The 16,297-nt window shown below is 68.5% G+C and carries 13 protein-coding genes; 7 read left to right on the top strand and 6 right to left on the bottom strand.

What is annotated here, in order from left to right; translation table 11 throughout:
• The first annotated feature begins 71 nt into the window (after positions 1 to 71).
• A complete protein-coding gene (locus AC5JCN_RS11110) occupies positions 72 to 1,271 on the top strand; it encodes an alpha/beta hydrolase (RefSeq protein ID WP_495755122.1) in 1,200 nt (399 codons plus the stop codon).
• On the opposite strand, the gene AC5JCN_RS11105 is transcribed toward AC5JCN_RS11110, so the two are convergent.
• The 4 genes from AC5JCN_RS11105 to AC5JCN_RS11090 form a co-directional block, all read right to left on the bottom strand.
• The gene (locus tag AC5JCN_RS11105; RefSeq protein WP_495755121.1) at positions 1,216 to 2,049 is read right to left on the bottom strand and encodes a glycosyltransferase family 25 protein; all 834 of its coding nucleotides are present in this window, start codon (positions 2,047 to 2,049) and stop codon (positions 1,216 to 1,218) included. The two genes, AC5JCN_RS11110 and AC5JCN_RS11105, sit on opposite strands and share 56 nt — an antisense overlap.
• Before the next feature lie 246 nt (positions 2,050 to 2,295).
• Positions 2,296 to 3,015 carry a DUF3750 domain-containing protein gene (locus AC5JCN_RS11100; protein WP_495755120.1) on the bottom strand — a complete coding sequence of 240 codons (720 nt, stop codon included), beginning with the start codon at positions 3,013 to 3,015 and terminating at the stop codon, positions 2,296 to 2,298.
• A 142-nt stretch (positions 3,016 to 3,157) separates the two neighbouring features.
• Positions 3,158 to 5,314 carry a methylmalonyl-CoA mutase gene (gene scpA / locus AC5JCN_RS11095; RefSeq protein WP_495755119.1) on the bottom strand — a complete coding sequence of 719 codons (2,157 nt, stop codon included), beginning with the start codon at positions 5,312 to 5,314 and terminating at the stop codon, positions 3,158 to 3,160.
• A gap of 4 nt (positions 5,315 to 5,318) precedes the next feature.
• Positions 5,319 to 7,190 (bottom strand): methylmalonyl-CoA mutase family protein, encoded by a 1,872-nt coding sequence (locus tag AC5JCN_RS11090; protein ID WP_495755118.1) that lies wholly within the window; start codon positions 7,188 to 7,190, stop codon positions 5,319 to 5,321.
• Positions 7,191 to 7,318: 128 nt separating this feature from the next.
• On the opposite strand from AC5JCN_RS11090, the gene AC5JCN_RS11085 reads away from it, so the two are divergent.
• A complete protein-coding gene (locus tag AC5JCN_RS11085) occupies positions 7,319 to 7,939 on the top strand; it encodes a hypothetical protein (RefSeq protein WP_495755117.1) in 621 nt (206 codons plus the stop codon).
• Positions 7,940 to 7,975: 36 nt separating this feature from the next.
• Here the strand turns inward: AC5JCN_RS11085 and AC5JCN_RS11080 are convergent, their stop codons facing one another.
• A complete protein-coding gene (locus AC5JCN_RS11080) occupies positions 7,976 to 8,362 on the bottom strand; it encodes a DUF2267 domain-containing protein (RefSeq protein ID WP_495755116.1) in 387 nt (128 codons plus the stop codon).
• A gap of 173 nt (positions 8,363 to 8,535) precedes the next feature.
• On the opposite strand from AC5JCN_RS11080, the gene AC5JCN_RS11075 reads away from it, so the two are divergent.
• The 4 genes from AC5JCN_RS11075 to AC5JCN_RS11060 all read left to right on the top strand — a co-directional run bounded on the left by AC5JCN_RS11075 (position 8,536) and on the right by AC5JCN_RS11060 (position 12,989).
• Entirely contained in the window at positions 8,536 to 10,077 is a 1,542-nt protein-coding gene (locus tag AC5JCN_RS11075) for a helicase HerA-like domain-containing protein (protein WP_495755115.1), read from the top strand.
• Positions 10,078 to 10,123: 46 nt separating this feature from the next.
• Positions 10,124 to 11,152: a GSU2403 family nucleotidyltransferase fold protein gene (locus AC5JCN_RS11070; RefSeq protein WP_495755114.1), complete on the top strand. Its 1,029-nt coding sequence runs from the start codon at positions 10,124 to 10,126 to the stop codon at positions 11,150 to 11,152.
• A gap of 63 nt (positions 11,153 to 11,215) precedes the next feature.
• Entirely contained in the window at positions 11,216 to 12,601 is a 1,386-nt protein-coding gene (locus tag AC5JCN_RS11065; RefSeq protein ID WP_495755113.1) for a M20/M25/M40 family metallo-hydrolase, read from the top strand.
• Between the two features lies 1 nt (position 12,602).
• A complete protein-coding gene (locus AC5JCN_RS11060) occupies positions 12,603 to 12,989 on the top strand; it encodes an NUDIX domain-containing protein (protein ID WP_495755112.1) in 387 nt (128 codons plus the stop codon).
• A 4-nt stretch (positions 12,990 to 12,993) separates the two neighbouring features.
• On the opposite strand, the gene AC5JCN_RS11055 is transcribed toward AC5JCN_RS11060, so the two are convergent.
• Positions 12,994 to 14,934: a methyl-accepting chemotaxis protein gene (locus AC5JCN_RS11055; protein WP_495755111.1), complete on the bottom strand. Its 1,941-nt coding sequence runs from the start codon at positions 14,932 to 14,934 to the stop codon at positions 12,994 to 12,996.
• A gap of 314 nt (positions 14,935 to 15,248) precedes the next feature.
• On the opposite strand from AC5JCN_RS11055, the gene AC5JCN_RS11050 reads away from it, so the two are divergent.
• The gene (locus AC5JCN_RS11050) at positions 15,249 to 16,085 is read left to right on the top strand and encodes a hypothetical protein (RefSeq protein WP_495755110.1); all 837 of its coding nucleotides are present in this window, start codon (positions 15,249 to 15,251) and stop codon (positions 16,083 to 16,085) included.
• Positions 16,086 to 16,297: the final 212 nt, after the last annotated feature.

Raw genomic sequence — 16,297 nt, 5'->3', positions numbered from 1 at the left:
TAGGAACCGGCCGCTTGGTTGCTGGGCCGCGGGGCGATGCTCCGCTTCATTGCGAAACTGGAAGCGGCCCTTTGTCCGACGCACCGATCCGCAGTCTCCGCGGCTACGCCTTCGCCGCATCCCTCCTTGTTGCGGCCGCCTTCGGCCTTGCTGCCTGTGGCACGACGGGCCCCTCGACAACAGGCTCGACCGGTTGGTTCTCGTCGTCGGCACCGAAGCAGGGCAGGACGGTGCAGATGCTGGTCGCTTCCACGCGCTCCTCGGAGGACGGGACGGCGTCTGCCCGCGAGGCGCGATACGCCAGCACGGCAGTCAGCGTACCGCCCGGCCACGAGCCCGGCGCCATCGAGCGCCCGAGCTTCGGCTCGTCCAACCCGCGCAAGCATTTCGCGGTCGTCTCGCAGCGTTCGCTGGATCCGGACCTGGTGGTCCAGGAGGTAGCGACCCGGGTTTCGGGCCGTGTGGGAACGAGCCGCGACGTGCTGGTCTTCGTGCACGGCTACAACGTGTCCTATGACGATGCCCGGTTCCGCCTCGCCCAGATCGTCGCCGATGGTGGCTTCACCGGCGTGCCCGTGCTTTTCACTTGGCCGTCGCAGAGCCGGATCCTCGCCTATGGCGCAGACAAGGAAAGCGCCACCGCCGCCCGCGATCCGCTGGAACAACTGCTGCTGAAGCTGGCCTCGGCGCCAGGCGTCGGCCGCGTCCACGTGCTCGCCCACAGCATGGGGACGTGGATCGCCATGGAGGCGCTGCGCCAGAACGCCATCGCCGGCCATGCCGACCTCAACGGCCATATCGGCGAGATCATGCTGGCGGCTCCCGACATCGACATCGACGTGTTCCGCGGTCAGATGGCGAGGCTAGGCAAGGTGGCGCGTGTCTCCGTCTTCGCCGCCGCCGACGACAGGGCCCTTTCGGTCTCGTCGACCCTCGCGGGATCGCGAACCCGCCTGGGCGCGCTCGACCTCGGCAACAAGGATCATGTCGACGAACTGCTCGGCCTCAACGTGCGCGTCTATGATCTCTCGAAGGCCGACAGCACCGACTTCTTCCGGCACGGCACCTTCGCCGAGGCGCCCGAGGTGGTGAAGTCCATCGGGGCCCAGCTCGCCGAAGCTCCCAAGACCACCGACGGCTCCGGCGCCCAGCAGGCGCAGTCCTGGGTCGACCCGCAGGCCGCCGAACTCGCCAACGCCCCGGCGCCGGGCACCATCACGTCGGAGGCTCTGCCCCCGCCGGGCCCGGTGGTGCCGTCGGACCAGCGGTAGGAGTGGTCGGCAGCCGCACCAGGGACCCGTGGAACGGGCCGAAGCGGCGCAGCCTGATCCAGGCCTTCCTGCCTCCCGAGACGGTGCGGTACCACGCCGTCCGGGCGCTCTGGCGCAGGCCGAAGTCCCCGGCCTCCCCGACGTTCCCGATCGTGCTGACGCCCCCGTCATCGTGACCGGTGAGATGCGGCGCAGTCTCGAACAGGCGGCACCCATGCCACTGGATCTGGCGAAGGTAGTCGTCGAACGTGCATGTGATCGGAAGGCCGTGCCTGAGGAGCTTCTCGGCCCCGGCCCTCGACACGGCGTAGGCAAAGGAACCGAAGGTTAGGTCCACGGTCTGCAGGACGGAAACGCCCCGGACGGTACACTGCGGGACGCCCGGGTGCGTGGCAGCGCCCGTTCCGCCGATCTTCAGGACATCGCAGTCGGGCTTTAGCTCAAGGATCTCTGACAGGATCTGCAGGCCGCCGGGTTGGATCTCTGCATCGTCCTCGAGGATGATGGCATGACGGGCGCCGGTGTCGAGGAAAGCGCGGAGCGCCTTGAGGTGGCTTGCCGAGCATCCGATCTCGTTCGGTCTCAGGCGGCGCCGGATGCGCGGCGCATAAAGGTCGCCGGCCAGCGATGTCAGTTCGCCGGCGTTGAGAGCCCTGCCGTCCACGGCGTCGATGACGTGCACGGTCGCGTCGCCCGAGAGCCGCGGCATGATCTTCGCCATGCGCTCCGGAGCCCTGCGCAAGGAGATGACGAACGCGTTGAGAGTTTCGGAAGTCACGTTGTCCTCTGATCTGACATGCGCACAGTGGGGCGGTCGTAACAACTCGAAGTAGAAATTTCGCCCCGTTGATCTAGAATTCCCGTATCCGGAGAAATTAGGAAACAGAGAGATTTATTGAAATTAGAAACTATTTGAGCCAGAATCCCGAAGGACGCTGTTGCACTAGCGGGATTCGTCCCGAGTTCAAAACGAATACAGAAAGCAGGACGCCGGGCGCGCCGGGCAGTGCATACCGGAGAAGCCTCAAGGCACTCCGATGCGCCCCCATCCCGGAAGCTTCAGCGCCGGGCGGCGGATGTCCACGCCCGCAACGAGCCCCAGCAGGTTGATCTCGACGCCCTCGATCCACCCCACGCTCACTCCGGCCAGCCCGCCGACGGCGACCTGGACGCCGCTGCGGCTCGGCGTCAGCCCGGCGAATATTCCGCCCTCGCGGAAGTCCTTCCCGAGCGCCGTCGGCGGCAACGCCACCCTGGCCTCGGGAATGGCCGCGAGCACATGGTTGACGAAGGTGTTGGAGTTGGGACCCGGCCAGGCCCGGTAGCCGCCAGGCTGCGCGAAGGGGTAGTCGGCGACCGCCGCCCGCACCTTGGGGATGAGGGCTTCGGCAGCCGGTCCGTCGATCGAGGCCACGAGGTCGGGAACGCGGCCGAACCAGCGCGCATCCGCCGCCCAGCCGTCGGTGCGCACCGGGCGGCCCCATCCCACGACGTCGTAGCGGGTGTAGGCGCTCGCGCCCTTCTCCTTGACCACGATCCAGGTGTGGTGAGCGAAGATCCCGCGCCAGCGGCCCACCCGGGCCGCATAGACATGGATCACCGCTTCCGGGCTCGCGGCGGGGGCGGGCAGGAGCCCTGCCGAAGTCCAGTTCACCTGCGACCAGCCCCGCCCGTCGTCGCGCGAGAGCCACCAGACCGCATGCAGGCAGAGGGGGAGAAGAAAAACGAAGAGAAACAGGATCATGAATGACCGCAGCCAGCGCATCGTGGCTTTCAACCCGGCAAGCGTGGCGGAATGTGGGTCCGTTCGTTGGGGGATGCGCGATGCCGCGGTCTCCCCAACGCGCCATGACGCCGCACCCGCGCAGGGTAAGCGACGCCGAACTCTACTCCGCCGCGCTCTTCTGGGCATAACCCAGGCGCCGGTTGAGCTCGTCAAGCAGCCCCGAGGCCGCGTCGGCAATGACCGTCCCGGGCGGGAAAATGGCCGACGCCCCCGCGGATTTCAGCGCCTCGAAGTCCTGTTGCGGGATGACGCCGCCGACGACGATCATAATGTCCGGACGCCCCGCCTTCTCCAGTTCGGCCCGCAGCTCGGGCACGAGCGTCAGGTGCCCCGCCGCGAGCGACGAGACGCCGACGATGTGGACGTCGTTGTCCACGGCCTGCCGCGCGGCCTCGCCGGGAGTGGCGAAGAGCGGGCCGATATCGACGTCGAAACCGAGGTCGGCGAAGGCGGAGGCGATCACCTTCTGGCCCCGGTCATGGCCATCCTGTCCCATCTTGGCGACGAGAATGCGCGGGCGCCGCCCGTCGTTTTCCTCGAACGCCTCCACCTGCGCGATGACGCGCTTCACCTGGTCCATCGCACCCACCTCCCGGCGGTAGACACCCGAGATCGAGCGGATCTCGGCCTTGTGGCGGCCAAAGACCTCCTCGAGCGCCAGCGAGATTTCACCGACAGTGGCCTTCGCCCGCGCCGCGTCGATGGCCAGGGCGAGCAGGTTGCCGTTCCCCCGTGCGCCGGCCGTGAGTGCCTCCAGCGCCGCCCTCGCGGCTGCCGGATCGCGTTCCTGCCGGAGGCGCTGGAGCTTGGCGAGCTGCTGCGCGCGGACCGACGAGTTGTCGACCTTCAGCACGTCGATGGGCCGCTCGTCGGTCGGGCGGTAGCGGTTGACGCCCACGACCGTCTGGTGCCCGCTGTCGATGCGCGCCTGGGTGCGTGCGGCCGCCTCCTCGATCCGCAGCTTGGGGATGCCGGCCTCGATGGCCTTGGCCATGCCGCCGAGCTCCTCGACCTCCCGGATGTGCGCCCACGCCTTGGCGGCAAGCTCGGCCGTGAGCCGCTCGACATAGAAGGAGCCGCCCCACGGGTCTATGATCCGCGTCGTGCCGCTCTCCTGCTGCAGGAAGAGCTGCGTGTTGCGCGCGATGCGGGCAGAGAAGTCGGTGGGCAGAGCCAGTGCTTCGTCGAGCGCGTTGGTGTGCAGCGACTGCGTGTGGCCCTGCGTCGCCGCCATCGCCTCCACCTGAGTCCGGATGACGTTGTTGAACACGTCCTGTGCGGTCAGCGACCAGCCCGACGTCTGCGAATGCGTGCGCAGCGGCAGGGACTTCTCGGACTTCGGCTCGAACTGCCTGACCAGCGTCGCCCAGAGCAGGCGTGCCGCGCGCAGCTTCGCGACCTCCATGAAGAAGTTCATGCCGATGGCCCAGAAGAAGCTGAGCCGCGGCGCGAAGCGGTCGATGTCCAGGCCCGCTGCGGTACCGGCGCGAATGTATTCGACACCGTCGGCCAGCGTGTAGGCGAGCTCCAGGTCCTGCGTCGCCCCCGCCTCCTGCATGTGATAGCCGGAGATCGAGATGGAGTTGAACTTCGGCATGGTCTGCGACGTGAACGCGAAGATGTCCGAGATGATGCGCATCGAGGGGGAGGGCGGGTAGATATAGGTGTTGCGAACCATGAACTCCTTGAGGATGTCGTTCTGGATGGTCCCCGACAGCTTCTCCGGCGGAACGCCCTGCTCCTCTCCGGCCACGATGAAGAGCGCCAGGATCGGCAGCACCGCGCCGTTCATCGTCATCGAAACGCTCATCTGGTCGAGTGGAATGCCCGAGAACAGCGTCCGCATGTCGTAGATGGAATCGATCGCCACGCCCGCCATGCCGACGTCGCCGGACACACGCGGATGATCGCTGTCGTAGCCGCGATGGGTGGCGAGGTCGAAGGCGACGGACAGGCCCTTCTGTCCGGCCGCGAGGTTGCGCCTGTAGAAGGCGTTCGAATCCTCCGCCGTGGAGAAGCCCGCGTACTGCCGGACGGTCCAGGGCTGGTTGACGTACATGGTCGGGTAGGGGCCGCGCAGATAGGGCGCGAAACCTGGATAGGTGTCCACGAAAGAGAGGCCGGCCCGGTCGGCCTCCGTGTAGACGGACGCCACCGTAATTCCCTCCGGGGTAAGCCAGGGTTCGCCGGATGCCTGCGGCGCAGCAGCGGCGGGACGTGAAAACGGCAGGGCAGAGAAATCCGGGATCCGGGTCATCGCCTCACTCCTGTCCACCCAGCCCCAGCGCCGCCTGCACCTCGCGCAGTGCCTCGATTGCGTCGCAGCCGGCGAATACGAACCCGTCGACGCCGGCCTCGCGCAGGCCCGCATCCGCATCGCCCGGACGTCCTGCCAGCCAGACCGCCCGGGCGCCGGCGGTCCTCAGCACCGTCGCCGCCGTTCTCGCCTCGGCCGCATAGCGCTCGTCGCTGCCGCAGAGACAGGCGATGCTCGCACCCGAGGACCGGAAAGCATCGCCGAGGGCCGCGAGGTCGGTGGATCCGTCCGGCCCCGCGTAGCCGTCACTCGCCGTGGCCTTCAGTCCGCCCGCCTCGAACAGGTTGCGCGCGAAGGTGGCGCGGGCGTTGAACTCCGACACTGGACCCAGCGTGGCCAGAAACACAATGGGGGCGCCCCCGGCCTGCGCGGCCGAGCGGAGTGCTTCCCAAGGCTCAGCCAGCCTGTGCGGCACCATGGGCGTCCAGCCGACCCGGGCAGGCGAGGGTGCGGTGTCGGGAGCCGGCACGAGCACCGGGACTTCCCCCTGCCCGAGATCGGGAAAATCGCTTGCGCCGGTCAGCGGCTGCCGGCGCGTGGCGATGTCGTGCGCTCGTGTGGCGCGCACCTTGGCCACTCCGTCCTGGATGGTCCCGGCGGCGAGGGCGGCAGCGAGCCCTCCCTGCCTCTCGATGTCCTGCAACTGTGCCCATGCCGAATGGCAGAGCCCGTCGGTCAGCGCTTCCAGGCCGCCCGATCCCGCGGCGGGGTCGGCGACGCGGGCGAGGTTTGCCTCCTCGAGCAATATCAACTGCGTGTTGCGTGCGAGGCGTCGCGCGAAAGCGTCGGGCAGGCCGCGTGCCGCCGTGAACGGGACCACCGAAACCGAATCCGCTCCGCCCAGTCCCGCCGAAAAGACCGCCACCGTGGTCCTCAGCAGGTTCGTCCAGGGGTCGTCGCGCGTCAGCATGCGCCAGGAGGTGCCCGCGTGCAGATGGATGGGAAGCGCGGACAGGCCTGCAGCCTCCTCGATGCGAGCCCAGAGCAGCCGGAGCGCCCTGAACTTGGCGATCGTCATGAACTGGTCGGCATCCGCCGCCAGCCGGAACCCGATCCAGCGCCGGCCTTCGGCAGGGTCGATCCCGCCGGCCTCGAACGCACGCCAGTAGGCGAGCGCGGCCGAGAGTGCGAAGGCGAGTTCCTGGGCTTCGGAGCCGCCGGCGGCATGCACGATGCGCCCGTCGGCCGCCACCACCTGCCCGCCGATGCCGCTGTCCCGCAACTGCCCGGCGAGGTCGGCGACTATGGGAGCGAGGGCGTCCCAGGGGACGGGGGTCCCGCCGAGCAAGGCAATCTGCCCGAGCGGGTCGAAGCCCAGGCCGATGTCGATAGACGAGAGGTTGAAGCCTACGTCTTTCGCAACTTGGACAAGTGCTTGCGGGGCGTCTTTGCAAGCATAGGAGAGGTCGAGCTCGAGCCTGATCCCCGCGTCCAGCACGACGCCGTGCAGGGCTGCGGCGAGCGTCTCGCGGCTCCCGTCGGCAAGGCCGAAACCATGCGCCCCCACGGCCCCGGAAAACACCAGCTCCAGCCCGGTCGCACCGTTTTCCAGGTCGAGCAGGGCGAGCGCGTTCGCTTCGCGCGCATCGGGATGATCGACGCGCTGCAGCACGGCCCAGGGACGGCCGGGGGCGCGGCCATGCACTGGCACGCATCCTGTGGCCTTGGGGTAGAGCGGCTGGATCGCGAGGCCGTCCGCCGAACGCGAGACGAGCTTCCTGTCGAAGGATGCTCCCTTCAGCACGCCTTCCGCGAGCCGGCGCCAGTCGTCCTCCGAGGCCGGGGGAAAGTCGGCTGGGAAGGAGAGGTCGGCCATGGGTCGGTCTCGCAGCTTCGCATGGGGCCGCACCCGCTTGGGCCGGCCGGACGCCGCCGGACCATTGCACGAGCGGGTCGAAATGCGCCACCCTCCGTTCGGCTGACGCATCTGGGGTTCGCGCGGGCATGATCACGACGACACGAGCCGCCATCGCGGCAGCCATGCTGCTGGCAATAACCTTGCCGCATGTGGCGGAGGCCGAGCCGGTGTCGATGAACCGGATCCTCGGTCCGATGGTCGCCTGCAGCTTCGAGGGGTGGTCGAACGATCCCGATCCCGCGGGGCTTCCGGTGCGGGCCAATCCTGATCCCTACGCGCCGTCGATCGGCAGGATCCCGCCGCGCAAGGTGATCGGGCTCGACGAGATCGCGCCGACGGTTCAGGTCGACGGCTACCAGGACGGCTGGTTCCGTATCTCCGGAGCGAGCCTTCCGACCGAGGCGGACCCCAACCACACCCGCATGTACACCGTGTTTCGCGGCCAGGGATGGGTGCCTTCGGTGATGGTCAAGACGGCGCTCGCCGCAACCGTCCTGCGCACGGCCCCTCGCGCCAATGCGGCCCGCAGGGCGAGCCTGCAGGGCTCTCGCCCGGACGGGCAGGGCGGAAGCTTTCCCATCACGCCCGACATGGTCGCCGTGAAGAAACTCCTGTCATGCAAGGGGAACTGGGTGGAGGTCGACACCGAGCTCGGCCCGGGCTGGGTCGACAAGGTTTGCGGACGGCAGCTGACGGGGTGTCCCTAGAGGCTTGGCGACCGCCGACGCCCCCCTGAGAGGGAATCAGACGAACTGGCCCAGGCCAGGGACCGCACCGACGATGGCGCCCATGCGGTCCTCGCCGGCCTTCTCGCGGCCATAGGCGAAGAGCTCGCGCCCCAGCGTGCTCATCTGGTCCATGGAAAGGCCGGCCGCGCCGAGCTGGCCGGCGAGCGCCATGATCCCGCCACCCCCCATTAACCCGCCGATCGCGCCCATCACCCCGCCGGACTTGGCGCCTGTCTCTGTGTCGGCCAGCGCCTCCGCCCCGGGCAGCGCCGCGAACATCGCCGCGACGTCCTCGGCCGGGGCCTCCTTGCGCAGAAAGGCGAAAACGATCCCGACGGCCTTCGTGGTCGTGGCGGCGTCGAGGCCGGTGGCGGCTGCGATGCGTGCGATCAACTCGTCCATGGGTCCTCGCCGGGTGACAACGTGCCGGCCAAGTCTCCCCGGATCGCGGGCCGAAGACAAGCGGCGCGGACGCTGCCGTGGCACAGACAGCGTTGGACCGGCTGGACCCACGTTCTATATCTGCTCCCGGGCCGCTCCCAGGGGAGGGCCCGCTGCAGCGGAGGCGGGGTTCCATGGCGGATGACGGCACGTTCCTGATCGGCAAGAGCGGCGCGAGGCCGGAAGTCATGACGCTCAAGCTCGCCAACCGGCACGGCCTCGTCGCCGGCGCGACAGGAACCGGCAAGACCGTGACACTGCAGGTGATGGCGGAAGGGTTCTCCAACGCCGGCGTTCCCGTCTTCGCCGCCGACATCAAGGGCGACCTCTCGGGCATCGCGGCGGCGGGCGACGGCAAGGAGCCGTTCGTCAAGCGCGCCCAGGAGCTGGGACTCACCTACCAGCCCGATCGCTTCCCCGTGACGTTCTGGGACTTGTTCGGCGAGCAGGGGCACCCCATCCGCGCCACTGTGCTCGAGATGGGGCCGCTGCTGATGGCGCGACTGCTGGAGCTGAACGACGTGCAGGAGGGCGTGCTCAACATCGCCTTCCGCCTCGCCGATGACCAGCAGCTGCCGCTGATCGACCTGAAGGACCTGCGCCTCGTCCTGACCGAACTCACCAAGGATGACGGGCTGAAGCCGCTCGCGCTGCAATACGGCAACGTCGCCGACGCCACGGTCGGCTCCATCCAGCGCCAGCTGCTCGTGCTGGAGAACCAGGGCGCGAAGGAGTTCTTCGGCGAGCCGGCCCTCTCGATCCAGGACATCCTGCGCACGGACAAGGACGGCCGGGGCATCGTCAATATTCTCGCCGCCGACAAGCTGATGGCGAGCCCCCGGCTCTACGCGACGTTCCTGCTCTGGCTCCTGTCCGAGCTCTTCGAGCAGTTGCCGGAGGTTGGCGATCCCGACAAGCCCAAGCTCGTCTTCTTCTTCGACGAGGCGCACCTGCTCTTCAACAACGCTCCCAAGGCGCTGCTGGAAGCGGTGGAGAAAGTGGTCCGCCTGATCCGCTCCAAGGGCGTGGGCGTCTATTTCGTCACGCAGAACCCGCTCGACGTTCCCGACACGGTCCTCGCCCAGCTCGGCAACCGCGTGCAGCACGCGCTGCGCGCCTTCACGCCGCGCGACCAGAAGGCCGTGAAGGCGGCGGCGACCACGTTTCGCCAGAACCCGCAGCTCGACACCGAGAAGGCCATCACCGAGCTCGCCGTCGGCGAGGCGCTCGTCTCCATGCTGGAAGGCAAGGGCGTGCCCGAGATCGTGCAGCGAACCCTCATCGCGCCGCCCTCCGCCCGCGTCGGTCCGCTGACGCCCCAGGAGCGCGCCGCCGTGATCGCTGCCAGCGACATTCGCGGGCGCTACGACACGGCGGTGGATTCGGAGTCGGCCTACGAGATCCTGATAAAGCGCCGTGGCCTTGCGCCGGCCGGGACGCCGGGCGCGCCTGGAACGGTCGCCCCCGGCCAGGCGCCGCAGCAGGCCTCCACCGGCGGCGGGCTCGGCGGCATCCTCGGCGGCGTCGTGGACGCGCTCACCAAGAAGGGTCCGCGCGGCGGCATGAGCGTCAGCGAGCGCGTCATCAACAACATGGCCCAGTCGGCGGCCCGCAGCGTCGGCACGCAGGTCGGCCGCGCCATCTTGCGGGGCGTGCTGGGCAGCCTGCTGAAGTGAATGCCAGAGTTGTAGACAAAAGTTGCAGTTTTGTCTACAACCGGTCATGCCCGAGCTGTCGCTTGCCTTCCTGACCCTCTATGCCGAGCTCCAGCAGCAACTGGAAACCGTGACCGAACGTCCCGGCTCGGTCTTCGAGCAAACGATCAAGAATACGGTCTACCTCAAGGCGCAGATCGAGACAGCAGGCCGTCGCACCTCGATCCATCTCGGCCGCGCAGATGATCCCGATGTCCGCGCGCGCGCCGATGCCATCGCCGCCGAGATGCAGCGCGCAAAGGGGCGCCGCCAGATCGTCAGGACCTTGCGCAATGCGGGCTTTGGCCAGCCTTCGCCCGCGATCGCCGACATCTGCGAAGCACTGGCGGGTGCGGGCCTGTTCGGACGCGGAGCAATCCTCATCGGAACGGGTGCCTACCAATGCTTTCCCGCCCTCGTTGGGCGAACCTTGCCCGGAGCGGCGATGATGACGCAGGACGCCGACATCGCGACTGCCACACTCGCGTTGGCTGCCGAACGCGATCCAACTGGCGATGTCGAACCCGGGCTGGACTCGCCCGAGCCGTTGGATAGATCCCTGCTCGACATTCTGAAGCAGGCCGACCCGACGTTCGAAGGCGTGCCGAGCCTCGGCAGGAGGGCCTTGCCCTCGCGTTTCAAGGCGCACTCAGGGTTCCTCTTCGAGCTTTTGTCGCCCAGGCGGCGAAGGGATGATCCCGATCCCATCCCCGTCCCTGGACTGCAGGCGGCTGCGGCTCCGATCCAGCAACTCGAATACCTGCTCGTGGACGCCGTGCCGGCGGTCCTGCTGCAAGGCGCAGGTACCCTCATCAGGGTGCCCGCGCCCGCGCGCTACGCCGTCCACAAGCTCATCGTCGCACGGAAGCGCCAGGTATCGTCCGCAGCCAAGCGTCTCAAGGACCTGGAGCAGGCGCGCTCGCTGATCGAAGCGCTGCGTGAGCGGGACCGCTGGAGCCTCGCCGACGCATTCGAGGACGCGCGCGGCCGCGGTGAGAAAGGGTGGGGCGAGCCCATCGCGCGATCGCTGGCAGAGCTGCAGATCGATCTCCCCTGAACTCTTGCACCTGCCTCCATCCCCCCTTAGCGTCCCGCCCTTTCCCGCAGGAGGCCGGTATCCATGGCAGTGCTCGACGACGTCCTCGCCCGGATCGACGCGGACCGTGACGCGGCGCTGGAGCGGCTCTTCGCCTTCCTGCGCATCGAGTCGATCTCCACCGATCCCGCTTACGCCGGCGCGTGCCGCGAGGCGGCGGAGTGGCTGGCGAAGGATCTTCAATCCATCGGTTTCGCCGACGCCGCGCCTCACGCCACGCACCTGCATCCCGTGGTGTCCGGCCGGGCCGGGGGCCGATCGGACCGCCGCGTCCTCTTTTACGGGCATTACGACGTGCAGCCCGTCGACCCCCTGGAGGAGTGGACCGCGCCGCCCTTCGCCCCCCGCATTGCCGAGTTGCCGGACGGCCGCAAGGTGATCACCGGGCGAGGCTCGTCCGACGACAAGGGGCAGGTGATGACCTTCGTCGAGGCCTGCCGCGCCTGGCAGGCAGTCACCGGCTCGCTGCCGCTGGGCGTCACGATGCTGGTGGAGGGGGCGGAGGAGAGCGGGTCCCAGGGCCTGCCGGAGTTCCTCGCGGCGCAGAAGCAAGCCTTGAAGGCCGACGTGGTGCTCGTCTGCGACACCGGCATGTGGGACGCGGACACGCCGGCGGTCACCACCTCGCTGCGCGGCATGGTCTATGAGGAGGTGATCGTCCGCTGCGCCGACCGCGATCTCCACTCGGGTCTCTACGGCGGGGCGGCTCGCAATCCGATCCATGTCCTGTCGCGCATCATCGCCGACCTGCACGACGCGGACGGACGCATCACACTTCCCGGCTTCTACGACGGCGTGCCGGAAACGCCGCCGGAGGTCCTGGAGCAGTGGAAGGCGCTGGGCCTGACCGAGGAGGTCTATCTCGGCCCGCTCGGGCTCAGGCACTCGGCCGGCGAAAAGGGACGCCTGCTGATCGAGCAGATCCAGTCCCGCCCCACCTGCGACGTCAACGGCATCGTCGGCGGCTATACCGGGGTTGGTGCCAAGACCGTCATCCCCGCGCAGGCCTCGGCCAAGGTGTCGTTCCGCCTCGTCGGGGACCAGGACCCGGAGGCTATCGCGACGGCCTTTCAGGCCTTCGTGCGCGAGCGGATCCCGGCCGACTGCTCGGTCTCCTTCGTCCACCACAAGGGCTCGCGCGCTATCCGCCTGCCCTTCGACATGCCCGATCTCGCCGCCGTCACGGGCGCGCTCGAGGAGGAGTGGGGCCGCAAGGCCGTCACGGTGGGTGGCGGCGGTTCGATCCCCGTCGTCGGCGACTTCAAGTCGGTGCTTGGGCTCGACACGCTGATGGTCGGATTTGCGCTCGACGACGATCGCATCCACTCGCCCAACGAGAAGTACGACCTGCGCAGCTTCCACAAGGGCGTCCGCTCCTGGGCACGCATCCTCGCCGCGCTGGCGGGCTGAGATGGAAGCTCCCGGCGTCGGCTGCGGCGCGTGGATCGAGGAGGACGGACGCGTCCTGCTCGTAGAACGCCTCAGGGAGCCCGAGCGCGGGCTCTGGAACCTGCCGGGCGGCAAGGTCGACCCGGGCGAGCGCGTCGAGGACGCGATCGCGCGGGAGGTCTTCGAGGAACTGGGCGTCACGATCGAGGTCGGCCGCCTTCTCTGCGTGACGCAGATGATGGGCGGGACATGGCACTGGGTTTCGCCCGTCCACCGCGCCCGGATCCTGTCAGGCACTCCGGAGAACCGGGAGCCGGCGAAGCACGGCGCTATACGCTGGTGGCCGCTCGACGGCCTGCCCGGCAACCTGGGTCAGGCCGTCAGGGACGGTCTCGCTGCCCGCAGCTGACCCACTAAGCCGCGCGGCGGCCACCGCTTGGAACCGGCATGGTCGCGCCCGACACCGCGTCCGCGCGGAACTCGAAGCGCTGGACGAGGCGCTCCAGCGCTTCCGTCTGCTGGTCGGTCACGGAGAGGGCGGCGTTGGTCTCCTCGACCAGCGCGGCGTTCTGCTGCGTCATGTCGTCGATGCGCTCCACCTCGCCGCTGAGCGTGTCGAGATCGTGCGCCTGCTCGCCTGAGGTGGCGGACAGCGCCTCCATCAGGCGGGTCACGTCGTTCACCGAGCCGGAGATGCGCGCGAACATGGACGAGGTCTGGCTCACCAGCGACACGCCGGAGTCGACGTTGGCCTGCGCGTCTACAATGAGCTTCTTCACGTCGTTGGATGCATTGGCCGCGCGCTGGGCGAGGCTGCGGACCTCCGCGGCGACGACGGCGAAACCTCGGCCGCTCTCGCCGGCCCGCGCCGCCTCCACCGCCGCGTTGAGAGCGAGGAGGTTGGTCTGGAAGGCGATCTCGTCGATGAGCTCGATGATGTCGGAGATCTTGCGCGAGGATTGGGCGATCCGGGTCATGGCCTCGGAGGCGGACGACATCACGCCCTCGCCCTCCCGCGCTCCCGTCTCGGCCAGCCGGGCAAGCTGGGCGGCCTCGCCGGCCCGGCTGGAGTTCTCCCGGAATGTCTGCGCGAAGCTGCCGAGCTTCGTCGTCGTCTCCGCCACGACGGCGGCCTGGTCGGAGGTGCGGTTGGCCAGATCGGTGACGCCGGCGAGGATCTCGCCCGTGGCGCTGCGCACGGCGGTCGCCGCCTGCACGAGATGGGCGAGCGTGCGCTCGAATTCGTCCGCGAGAGCGTTGGTGCCGTCGCGCAGCTCGGCGAAGGCGCCGCGATAATCGCCGCGCACGCGGGCCGAGAGGTGCCCGCCCGACAGCTCCTGAAGCACGTCGCGTGTCTCGGCGATCCCCGACTGCACGGTTTCGAGAAGCTGGTCGACGCGGTTCGCGAGATCCTGCAGGTCCGCGTCCTCCAGCTTCAGCCCGACGCGCACGGACAGGTCGCCCTGCACTGCGGCGCCGATCACGGTGGCGAAACGCGCCTGCAGCGTCGCGACCCGCTCGGCCCGCGCCATGGCGCCGGCGGCGGATCGGGCCTTCTCGGCCTCGAACTGCTTCATCATCCGCGCCTGTGCCTGAGCCTCGCTCATGATCCGGGCGATGGCGCCGAGTTCGTCGCGGCGGTTGGTGTTGGGGATAGCCGTCTCGCGGCCCTCCATCACCGCCTCCAGCGCCTTCGTCGTCGCGGCGAGAGGGCGGCGGATCGTGCGCAGCACGACGGTCGCCGCCATCGCCAGCATGAGCAGCGCGGCGAGCAGCGAGCCGCCGACAAAGGCGTGCTGCAGCTGCTGGGTCCGGGCGGCGAGGGTCGCGCGGGCTGCGTCGGCCTGCTGACGGGCCGCGTCGAGGATGGCGGTGACGGTCTTGTTCAGCGCCGTCCGGTTGGCGCGGTTCTGCTCGTTGTTGCCCTGCTTGTCGGCGGCCTGCGGGGAGACTTCCGTCCCAAGGCGCGCCAGTTCCGTGCGGAAGGTGGCGAATTCCTCGACCTTGGCGCGCAGCTGCGCCACGTCCGTGTCGCCACCGGTCAGGTGCTCGAGGTCGGCTGCCAGCGTGCGTGTCTCGGCCACGGCGTCCAGCAGGCCCTTGGCGAAAGGCTTGGCTGCCTCGGTTGTGCTCGCGGCGTAGATGCCCCGCGATTCCATGACGACCCGGTAGATGGCGCCGTTCAGCCGCTCGGCGGTGCGGGCACGCTCGAGCGTATCGGCCATGGACAACCCTGCGTCGCGCTGCGCTCCCAGCGCAAACACGCCGAGTACTGCGACGAGGACCGCCACGGCGCTGCTCGCGAGCACCATGGCGAGGGCACGATTTCCAATCGAAGTCGCCAGCCAGCGCATCACTGCTCAGTCTCCCGGAACGTTGCCGTCAGGACTTGATGCCGTGTGTGCTAATAAAGGCAACTTAACCGGAAGTTGAGCAGTACTGGGATGGCAAAGAAACCGTTTCAGTCTCGATCTGAGGCGCTGAACTCCAGGTCGAGAAGGTCTGAAACAGCGTGTGGCAGCACGAATATTGTTGTATCCGAAGGAGAGACTTGATCTTTCATAAGGAGAGCCGATGAGCGCCCCGGTTGTCTCCCAAGGCGGCCTCCTTAACGCTTCGGAAGGGCCGGCGAGCTAATCTCTCAGCGCCTTTCCGGCCGGACCCGTTCATGAAGACCACGCAGATCCACCTCATCGACCCCAGCGCGGGCATGGTGCTCGTGACATGCGCGGACGGCTCGCGCGTCGTCTTCGGCGGTCAGGTCGGCATCGGGTCGCAGAACGACGTCCTGCAGCGCCTGTTCGAGGTGCTCGAGGATGGCGGGATCGACTACTTTATCCACACCGGCGTCGAGGTCGAAGGCTCCGTCTCGATCGTCGCCATCGACGAGTTCTTCTCGATCAAGCAGTGCCTCGAACGCACCTGCAAGGACGTCGACTGGCCGCAGCCTTACGTGAACTTCCGCGGCGAGCGGACGGTCGAGTATGTCGATGCCGACGACGTCATGGAGTTCGGCGACACGCAGATCCGGCTCCTCGCCGCCGACGCGCCGCGTCCGACGGCGGACGGGCGCATCCTGCCGGTCGCCATGCGGGTCTCCCACGGCGAGGACAACGCCGCGAGCGCCGTGCTCTGCCCCGGTGCCACCAACGGCCTCGACTGGCTCGATATCGCCTCCGGTGACGTCGAGACCTTCGCCTCGGCCGGGCTCGTCATCGACGGCGTCCGTCCGCTCGACATGATCGTCACCGCCCGCCAGAAGGGCATGGTCAGCGCCGAGCACTTGCGGCTCATGAAGCCGGGCACGGTACTGCTGGGCGCCCATCCCGACGGCGAGAACGCCCTGCGCATGGCCGCGCGCGAACTCTACGGTCATTTCGCCCGCCAGAGCCCCGGCGGCTCCGGCCTGGTCGAGATCAAGGGGTCGGCATGGCTGACCCTCCATCTCGATGGCAAGGGCACCCGCCTCGAGGAAGAGGCGAGGCCGCTCGGCAAGGTGGCCTGACCCTTCGGCTTGTGGTCCCGTGAGTCCCTGAGCGACCTGACAGCGAAGATGCGGGTCTGAAGACCCGCGCTCCAACCTGTGGATCGCGCGTCGTAAGACGCGCCTGCCCCAGGATCAGGCGATCTGCGCCGCTCCGATGTCCTCGAACGCTATCGTTTTCCTCTGCTGTGACAGTCCCGGGAGGGCGTCGACGTCGAGGATGAGAGCGACGA

Source organism: Alsobacter sp., assembly GCF_059501845.1.
This window is presented reverse-complemented; position numbering and strand designations above follow the sequence as displayed.